The sequence below is a fragment of the Plebeiibacterium sediminum genome, from assembly GCF_026013605.1.
In the GTDB taxonomy this organism is placed as follows: Bacteria; Bacteroidota; Bacteroidia; order Bacteroidales; family Marinilabiliaceae; genus Saccharicrinis; species Saccharicrinis sediminus.
Map to the genome: position 1 here is coordinate 1 of NZ_JAPDPJ010000142.1, position 4,308 is coordinate 4,308.

Here is a 4,308-nt window from a genome sequence, read left to right on the forward strand (position 1 = left end):
CACACCCGATGTTTATCACAAAAGATTTGTATTTTTAAACTTTTTCAAGAACTTCGGGTGTGGGTGCACTGCTGCTCATGCAGGGCACACACACGCTGGTATAAAGCATAGCTCGGTCGGCTCGTCCTGACGCCTTTGTCTACTGTCTTAGTCTCCCTATCGGGTGACACGACACCACGACTAACGCGCCACGACTTCATCCAGCAAACGTTAGCAGTAAGCTAAAAAAACAACCCTGCAACTATTTTTACAAGAAAAAAACATTATATGAACTTTTTATGACTTATATTTGTAATCTATTTACAAAATAGCGACTAAAAATGATAATTAATTTCAAAATTCGGAATTTTGGTTCTGTAAAAGACGAACAGATACTTTCTTTTGAAGCAGATAAATCTACTCATTTAGAAAGTCATTATATAATTAACTCATGTGGTTATCGCCTGCTAAAGTTAGGTTTGATTTATGGTGCAAATGCATCTGGAAAAACAACAATACTAAAAGCACTAGAATTTTTAAGAGATTTAGTTTTAGACCCCGAAGAAAAAAAAACTGACGAATTAGATTTTAGTCCTTTTTTATTTGATAATGAAACACCTAATAAGTCTACTGTTTTAGCAATTGAGTTTATTCAAAACAATGTAAAATATGACTATGAAGTTGAATTTTCTAGGCAATCTATTATTAGTGAAAAGCTAGACCATTATCAAACAACTAAGGCTAATGTTTTTAAAAGAACAACTGATTTAAAAAATCAGTTTACCGAAATCAAGTTTGGAAGTAAAATAAAGAAGGATAAGACATTTAAAAAAACACTTGAGTCAAATACCTTATGGAACAACACTGTTTTTGGAGGATTTCTAAAGACAAATATTGATTTCTATGAATTAAATGAAGCTATTGATTGGTTTAGAAATTATTTAAAACCGTTAGTTTATACTAGAACTAAACTAGAAGGGTATGTTACCTCTAAAATTGATAAAAAAGAGTTGTCAAAAAAAGACATTGTAAGTATCCTTCAGAAAGCTGATTTACATATTTCAGATATATTAATTGAAGAAGAAGAGCAGGAAATTCCTCAAGGTTTTTTCGAATTTCTTGAAAAACAGTTAGAAACTTCTGATGATAGAGTGGAAAAGTTAAAAGAAAAAGGAAAAATTTCTGCGGTTAATATTGGTTTCGTTCATACTGTTAATGGGAAAGACTATACTTTACCTATAGATTTGGAATCATTAGGCACTAGAAGATATTACGGTTTTGCAGGTCTATTAGCGTTACTAATTAAAAACAATCATTTAATTCCAATTGATGAATTAGAAGCCTCTTTGCATCCTGACTTATATGTTCATTTTATATTATCATTTCTTATTAACTCAGAAAACTCTCAATTAATTGCAACCACGCACAATAGAGAAATCTTGGGCAATAAGGATATATTTAGAAATGATGCAATATGGTTTACTGATAAATGCGAAAGTTGCTCAACAGAATTGTATTCGTTAGCAGACTTTGATACATCTGTTGTAAGAGACACTACAAACGTGTTGAATGCCTATAAAAGTGGTAAGCTAAGTGGTAAACCTAATTTAGGTGATTTCTATTTTGAACTTGATTAGGTTATGAGGAAAAGTAAGAAGATTAAGTTAAAAGGACAAAATACTTATGCTTTTGTTGTGGATGGTGATACTGAGGTATGGTATTTACAAATGTTGAAAAGAAATGAAAGAACCTTATCTGTTAATATAGAACCAAAACTTCCCACCAAGAAGAGTATTTCTGAACAATTTGAAATGGTGAAATCGCTAGCAGAAGATTACACAAAAGTTTTTTGGATTGTTGATTATGACGTAATTATTAAAGAAACAAGAGAAGCCAAAAAAGGAGTCGAAACAGCAGAACAATTATTTATTCACCTTAGAGATGCGGCAAACAAGATTGAAAATGTTGTTGTAATTGTCAATAATCCTTGCTTAGAGTTCTGGTTTTTATTGCATTTTGAAAGAACTTCAAAATTATTTACTGCCTGTAGTTCTTCTGAAAAGCAATTAAAGAAGTATTTGACAGACTATGAGAAGACAAAACAGTATTTTACAAAACAGGGTAGTGATATTTACTTAAAGTTAAAAGGACATATTAGCCAAGCTATTGATAATTCTAGCAAGCTAAATAGTTTTGATAAATACAGAACTAGTCAAGCATTTTGTGAGATGAATTTATTCTTTAATCTTTCAGAGATTAAGAACACTGTATGCGGCAAAAAGTAAAAAAAGCCTACTGCTAATCGTAGATGGCCAGTGAGCTAATAGCCCACTGGTGCACCTCTCTCACCACCGTACGTACGGGTCTCATATACGGCGGTTCTCTACATCAAGGGGAATAATGAATGAGTATTTGAAGCTAGCATAGAGTGTAATTGATTATACATATCAGATAAAGCAATATAGCCACGTTTTTGAAGTCGTTCTATGATTATGGTTGTTCCTAAAATAGGACTTTGCCAACATTAAACTTATTTTATTTGGTGTCGGCGATTTCCACTTTGTTCCAATTGAGCAATTGCCCAACCACCCATTACTCATAAATTGTTTATTAGTTTTGGTATTCGTGATTTCGTTCCTCAATCCTGGACTTGCACCCTATAGATAAAAATTATATCCACAACCAATTTTTATCTCAAAGGATTTGTATTTTCAAACTTTTTCAAGAACTTGGGGTGTGGGTGCACTTCTGCTCATGCAGGGCACACACAGGCTAGAACAAAGCATATGGAGCCTTTGATTTTCAGGAAGTTGAGTGGAGTTTGCATACACCTCAAAATCTTTGATTTGCCGTTAATTAGGAAAAGATAAAAACAAATAAAAGCTTTGGCTAAGATGCTGTTTGGGAGGTATGGTTCGGTTAATCTCCGCACGCTTCATCCAGCAACTGTTGTGCTGCATATTAAAAAAGACACTGTAACTATGGCAACGAATGAAATATTAAGAGAACAGATTTTTGAGATTTTAAAAAATCAACTCAGGGACAATGACCCGCCTGAGACTAAAATTACATATGACAGATTAATAAAAAACGGATTTGATGATTTCCAAACCAGACAGATGATAGGACAATGTTTAGCTGTTGAGTTATTTGAGGTAATGAAATTTGGTAAACCGTATAATAACGAACGATATACTAAAAATTTAAAAGCGTTACCAAAAGAACCATTTGAATAGTTTAAATGAAAAAAACTCCGAAAAGAGAACGTAGGCTTAATTCTGCCAAAAATTGGATAAAAACTTATTCAGGTAACAACCTTGTGAAAGGATATTCAAAAAAATACTCTGTTGACAAATTGTGTGCGGTTAAAGAACTAAGAATGATTGGAGTTGAAATATCAGAAGAATATGAGACGCAATTAATTAATTCAATGGAAGCTCTCAGAAAACAAAGGCTATCATCCAAGAAAAAACGAGAAGATGAATTAAACCTTTCGTGTGGATTTGAAAGTGATGAAAACTTCGCTCTGATTATAGGATACACAAGCAGTGGATTTCAATACGGTGTGACTCATGAAGAAATGGAAGAAATAGCAATTGAAAACGAAATTGATTAAATATGCCAGCAGGACAAGCAAATACAACTTGGTTTCCAGAATTAAAGGACATTCTAAAAGAAAAATGGAATTCAAAAATGTCAATTGAACAGCACTTTGATTTAGTAAAGGAATTGAATAATACATTGAATCAGATAAGAACAGACTTGAATATTCAACCTCCTATGATGTGGTGTCCGAAATGTCAGAAACGAGAACGTTCAAGATTTACAGAGGTATCAATTACAGCAATGTATTACGCTTTAAAAAGGTTTGAATTATGCAAGGATGATTATTTAAAAAAACTATTACGAGATTGGAAAAAGCATTCAAAAACTGAGAACATTGATATTTACGGCAAACCAAAAGAAAAAGAAGAGAAAATGAATGATATACATGATTAAATGAAAGTACGTCGGTACAATCGTAGAATGCCGATAGACTACAAGCCTACCGGAGGACCTCTCTCTCCACCATACGTACGCGATCTTCGCTCCTTCCTTCCATTTAAAAAGTCCACTAGACTTTCAAAATGGAGGAACATATAGGGAGGTTCCTTAAATCATGGGGATTAATGAATGAGTATTTGAAGCTATAAAGATAAAAAAACGGGATACCACAATGGCTATCCCGTTTCTGTTTGGATATGTAAGTATAACTCTGTCTGATTGATTTAGATTATTCAAATTAAATTATCTTTTTTCTTAAAACCAATTCTCAAAAGCTTTATTGAG

5 protein-coding genes are annotated in these 4,308 nt (G+C 32.8%); all 5 read left to right on the forward strand.

Annotated elements, in window-relative coordinates; translation table 11 throughout:
• The first annotated feature begins 320 nt into the window (after window positions 1–320).
• Window positions 321–1,616 (forward strand): AAA family ATPase, encoded by a 1,296-nt coding sequence (locus OM075_RS24330; RefSeq protein WP_301193165.1) that lies wholly within the window; start codon window positions 321–323, stop codon window positions 1,614–1,616.
• A 3-nt stretch (window positions 1,617–1,619) separates the two neighbouring features.
• Window positions 1,620–2,264 (forward strand): RloB family protein, encoded by a 645-nt coding sequence (locus OM075_RS24335; protein WP_301193166.1) that lies wholly within the window; start codon window positions 1,620–1,622, stop codon window positions 2,262–2,264.
• 600 nt (window positions 2,265–2,864) lie between these two features.
• Entirely contained in the window at window positions 2,865–3,215 is a 351-nt protein-coding gene (locus OM075_RS24340; RefSeq protein ID WP_301193167.1) for a hypothetical protein, read from the forward strand.
• A gap of 5 nt (window positions 3,216–3,220) precedes the next feature.
• Entirely contained in the window at window positions 3,221–3,595 is a 375-nt protein-coding gene (locus OM075_RS24345) for a hypothetical protein (protein WP_301193168.1), read from the forward strand.
• A gap of 2 nt (window positions 3,596–3,597) precedes the next feature.
• On the forward strand, window positions 3,598–3,978 hold the full coding sequence (locus OM075_RS24350; protein ID WP_301193169.1) for a hypothetical protein: 381 nt from the start codon (window positions 3,598–3,600) through the stop codon (window positions 3,976–3,978).
• The last annotated feature ends 330 nt before the right edge of the window (window positions 3,979–4,308 follow it).

What these genes read in the sequence shown, in the direction of transcription:
- OM075_RS24330 (WP_301193165.1), top strand. Translation starts at nt 321, where the DNA reads ATGATAATTAATTTCAAAATTCGGAATTTTGGTTCTGTAAAAGACGAA.
- OM075_RS24335 (WP_301193166.1), top strand. Translation starts at nt 1,620, where the DNA reads ATGAGGAAAAGTAAGAAGATTAAGTTAAAAGGACAAAATACTTATGCT.
- OM075_RS24345 (WP_301193168.1), top strand. Translation starts at nt 3,221, where the DNA reads ATGAAAAAAACTCCGAAAAGAGAACGTAGGCTTAATTCTGCCAAAAAT.
- OM075_RS24350 (WP_301193169.1), top strand. Translation starts at nt 3,598, where the DNA reads ATGCCAGCAGGACAAGCAAATACAACTTGGTTTCCAGAATTAAAGGAC.